5 protein-coding genes are annotated in these 4,392 nt (G+C 37.4%); 2 read left to right on the top strand and 3 right to left on the bottom strand.

Annotated features, from left to right (window positions below; genetic code table 11):
• Window positions 1–224 precede the first annotated feature (224 nt).
• Both L1077_RS27000 and L1077_RS26995 read left to right on the top strand, forming a co-directional pair.
• Entirely contained in the window at window positions 225–1,232 is a 1,008-nt protein-coding gene (locus tag L1077_RS27000) for a winged helix-turn-helix domain-containing protein (protein ID WP_237139858.1), read from the top strand.
• 117 nt (window positions 1,233–1,349) lie between these two features.
• Window positions 1,350–2,114 (top strand): DsbC family protein, encoded by a 765-nt coding sequence (locus tag L1077_RS26995; RefSeq protein ID WP_237139857.1) that lies wholly within the window; start codon window positions 1,350–1,352, stop codon window positions 2,112–2,114.
• A gap of 667 nt (window positions 2,115–2,781) precedes the next feature.
• Here L1077_RS26995 and L1077_RS26990 read toward each other — a convergent pair.
• The 3 genes from L1077_RS26990 to L1077_RS26980 all read right to left on the bottom strand — a co-directional run bounded on the left by L1077_RS26990 (window position 2,782) and on the right by L1077_RS26980 (window position 4,245).
• On the bottom strand, window positions 2,782–3,126 hold the full coding sequence (locus L1077_RS26990; RefSeq protein ID WP_237139856.1) for a hypothetical protein: 345 nt from the start codon (window positions 3,124–3,126) through the stop codon (window positions 2,782–2,784).
• A gap of 92 nt (window positions 3,127–3,218) precedes the next feature.
• Window positions 3,219–3,605: a hypothetical protein gene (locus L1077_RS26985; protein ID WP_237139855.1), complete on the bottom strand. Its 387-nt coding sequence runs from the start codon at window positions 3,603–3,605 to the stop codon at window positions 3,219–3,221.
• Window positions 3,606–3,726: 121 nt separating this feature from the next.
• Entirely contained in the window at window positions 3,727–4,245 is a 519-nt protein-coding gene (locus L1077_RS26980) for a hypothetical protein (RefSeq protein WP_237139854.1), read from the bottom strand.
• Window positions 4,246–4,392 lie beyond the last annotated feature (147 nt).

Here is a 4,392-nt window from a genome sequence, read left to right as displayed (position 1 = left end):
CTGTTATTACTTCTTACTGTCAGGTTCGTTTTATTGAACAGAAAACCTCAAAACACTATAGATTTACTTAATTGTAATTGAACTACGTAAAAGAGAATCGTCGGACAATTAATTTAAGGTACATGCGCAGCCCTATTTAAATAGCTTTTAGAAGCTTTACCAACTTGCCCCCACATAAATTAAGCATTATAAAGGTCATATAACTTGCGAAAAAAGGATAACGTGTGGCAACTTTTAAATTCTTAGACTTTACTTTTTGTGATCAAAGCTATCAATTATGCCAGTCAGGTAAAACCATTCATATCCGACCTAAAACAGCGCAAGCAATAGAGATGTTTATTAATAACCCGCAAACTCTTATCACCAAAGATGAATTACATACTGCTTTATGGGGCAAATCACAACACCAAGATTACCGCCTTTTTCAAGTGATCAGTGAAATACGTAAGCTCGCGCCCGACAAAAACCTTATTCGCACTCAACCTAATCATGGCTATTATTGGCTGGCTTCTATCGACCAACTCGCAGTAAAAAAGTCAAATAAAGTGACAAACTATGCCATTGCTGCATGCCTAGCCATTTTTGGTATCACCTCAACGAGCTTTTTAATTCAAGAAGACAATGCTTTTGAGCCTATTTTACCACCAGCTTTTAGCAGCTATACAAATGCAGTTGATGCTTATCGCTCACAAGACTACGCAACAGCTCAAAAATGGCTGGAGTTCAGCCTAAAAGAAAACCCCTACTCCCAAGAAGCCAAGCTACTGTTAGCTGAAATAAAATTCAGTCAACAGCAGCTAGCCCATGCTAAGCAATTAGCACATGAACTAGTTCTAGAAAATGAATCACAAAGTTATTACCGAGGACAAGCACTTTCTTTATTGAGCAGAATAGCCACAATGCAGCATAACTTTAAAGATGCGCTAGATTTTGCAATTCAAGGAAAAGAGTCCGCTGAAGAAGGGTTTGCAATCTGCAGTGCATACATGTTCGAGCAACAAATCGCAGCCTTAGTCAGTAAACAGCAAGATAAACCATTTAACTCAAAGTTACACATGCAAATCAACAGTGAAGAGGCCCTATCAAGTAACACAGAAAACAAAATAGAAAAGATCGAATATGCGCAACTTTGTAAAGAACTTAAAGACTCTGTAACTTCAAAACTAGAGTGTGAGAACGTTGAATTTACTGCCCAGTTAATAGGCATCAGGCAATTCACCACTTATACGTAAATATATGATAATTAAGTTAATATATATAATTATAGAAACTTATAGTCATTTATACTGACATAAAATGTGCAGCTCACTTTATAAAGGTATTTATTTATCTAATATTGAGAGCAGCCAATGAAAGCATTTAATCGATTATCAATTTTAGCGTTTGCTACTTTATCTTTCACAAGCCCTAATGCAGAATCCGCAGAGGCCCCTACTAATCAATCACCTAATTACTCAAACCCAGTTCTAAGTGCAAAACTACTTCGAATGCTTGGCCCTGAGGCAAGCTTTGAAATAACATCATTTAATGACGCTTTTGAGCGCGTCACAATCGACAATCAAATCTTACTAGCCAGTAAAGATGGGCAACACTTATTTTGGGGTAAAGTGATCGACACCACTACAAACACAGATCTAATTGAACAGGCAAATCAACATCATAGACAAACACTACTCGCGTCTATTCCAAGAGCGCTACTACTCACCTACTCAGCAACAGAAGAACGACATAAAATAACTATTTTTACCGATATTGACTGTCCATATTGCAGAAAACTCCACTCTCAAATTAAAGACTTAAACCAGCTAGGCATCAGCGTCGATTATGTCATGCTACCGAGAGGAAAAGAGGGTAGTAAAGCTTTCAATAAAACCGTGAATGCACTGTGCGCCACAAACCCGCAAGCAGCGATGGACTCTGCAATGCATACGGGGCATTTTAAAACAAACCTTCAAGCAACTCCAGAATGTATTAACAACCTCAATACTCAAAAAACTTTGGCGCAAAAATTTGGCTTTAGCGCCACGCCAACCATTTTATTTGCCAATGGAGAAGCAGTACCCGGCTTTATAAGCACTGAAGATATTGCAGATATAATTAAGAAAATAAAATAAAATTAAGAAGGATATTTAGATATATAGAGACAAGGAATAGAGTGGAGATTTCTTAAAGACAAATTTGTCGCGTAAGTTTGCTAAAAATTGAAGTGTAAAATGATTAAAATTCAAAATCTTCGATGTGTATTTTAAACTGCTAACACCCAAATTTCAGACTAAATAGTTTTGCTAAAATAGCAAGCCACAAGCTAAGTAAAACTTTTTAGTCATACTTGATTTTTGTTATGTTTTTCAAGCTATCAATACAAAAGGGTTAGTCTTTAAAATATCACGAAAAATCGAGCCATTAACAACATAGCCGTGTCAAATTTACTCGATATAACATCTACAAAAACTTAGTTGATATCATCGACATTTTGTTTGCAACTATATGACTTGATGAGTCCACCTTTATGTAGAGCTTTAATCTTAGCTGTCTATTCACGCACCGCTGTTGTAGGGACGACTCCGAATGTGAGAACAATTGCAGCAAGAAATGCTCCTCACAACTTTCAAACAGCGTGTTGGACAGACACTTTTACAAGATAAATCTAACTACAGAAATTAGTAATACTCATAATCCTCTGTGTTCCTAACGCCCCAATAAACTAATCAGTGATCTCCGCCACACTTTGCGGGCTCTAGCCGACCCAGCGGCGCTTACTGGGTCAGACTCATTGGATTGTTATAACTGTGATTCAGGTTGGCTGGCAATTTGAATGTAAATAGCTTTTGGGGTGCTCTTGAAGACGCTTGAGACGACTTCGTTAGTGACTTTTTCTAGGTTCTCTACTGTTTCCCCTCGGACTTCGTCAGCCTCAAGTATTATAGTTACTTGCGTGAGGGTGCCATTATCAATGCTAAAGCCAAGCTGAGATTCCCAGCCATATTTGGACTTAATTAACTCTTGAGCGAGTTCTTGTTTCTCGAACATGCCGATCATGTCATCAGCAGCATCACAGCCTTGTAGAAGAACAAGAGCAAGAAAGATCGGGATAATACGACGCATGTTAACGATTCCTTTAGTCATAACGCCTCCGTTAAAAGACAAAGTTTGCTTGGCTATGATGTGAATCGGAGCGAAACCAGCCAACTTAATTTTGCCCGAATTTAAATTTTTTGTTAGGTATTTTTATCCCAAACTATTCTTTCACTTTCCCATCTTTTGTACTCTTTATCTGAGTTGACCCAGTTAATTTTTGGAATTTCAGCAGTATAAAAAGAAACATCAACAGTATCCGTAGCAATATTATAATAGTGTTTACCATCTATTATTTTATCTGCCACATCAATCAGAATGCACAGATATTCATCCTTCGTATCATCAGGCTCTCCGTAATACTGAACATTTAGGTCATAAACTGAATTTAAAGTAACATCACATTCTTTTTCATTTGTTTTGGGATCACAGATTAACTCTAACACCACGGAAGGAACTAAAGCATCAACCTGTAATTCTGACACCCAGTAACATTTTTGTTTAAATAAGACTTTTTTAAAAGGCACCATCTGAAGAAACTCCTAACACCTCATTCAGAGGCAATCAAATTGTTGGTTAAAGTAAACGAGGTACGAGCAAAAACCAGCTGTTTTTTGTCCTACTGAAATGACCTGTTAGGCATACAGACTGCTACACCACAGGATAATTAACATGCTGCTTAAGTAATTTAGGACATAGGAATCTATTAAACTCGTCACAGGGCAAACCTTTTGGTTGAATTGAAGGATAAATCATAGCGTAGTCTGCAAAGTATGCCGCTTGTTTCAACAATTCTTGAGTACTGATTTTTTCTTCATCTTCATTTCTGATTTTATTAATAAGGTCTGATGACTGACATTCTACCTCTTTAATCCAAATATCAATTCTTTCTTGGTCTGGTGGGTCTTCAAAACAGAAAGCAGCTCCTTCAACATGCCAATTATATTCGCTAATAGAATCCCACTTTACTTTTCCAGCGACAAATCCTTCAGCAAGCTCTATGCCTTTTCTACTTTCCTCTTGAGTTAGCAATGGCCATATATTGCGGCAGGAGGATAAATAAAATTTATAGAGCGGCATTTCAACAACAAGATAATCCATCCAGTCTTCACAAGTTGGATAGACCTCAAACTTTTTGGCAACAGAGCTATACGGTTCTTGTGTCCACATAAAGGCCTTGTTGATCAAATAGGCCTTTACTGAGGCCTTATTATTTTTACCAATATTCAGGCATACCTAGCCTGTTCATCGTGTTGATCGCCTTGGCTTTAATCATTACTTCTGTGTGTTGGCTGTTGAAGGTGCGGCTTGTTAATT

Source organism: Pseudoalteromonas luteoviolacea (genome assembly GCF_021654285.1).
Lineage (GTDB): Bacteria > Pseudomonadota > Gammaproteobacteria > Enterobacterales > Alteromonadaceae > Pseudoalteromonas > Pseudoalteromonas luteoviolacea_J.
Note: the sequence above shows the minus strand (reverse complement) of the source record. Positions and strands in the feature narration are given on the sequence as shown.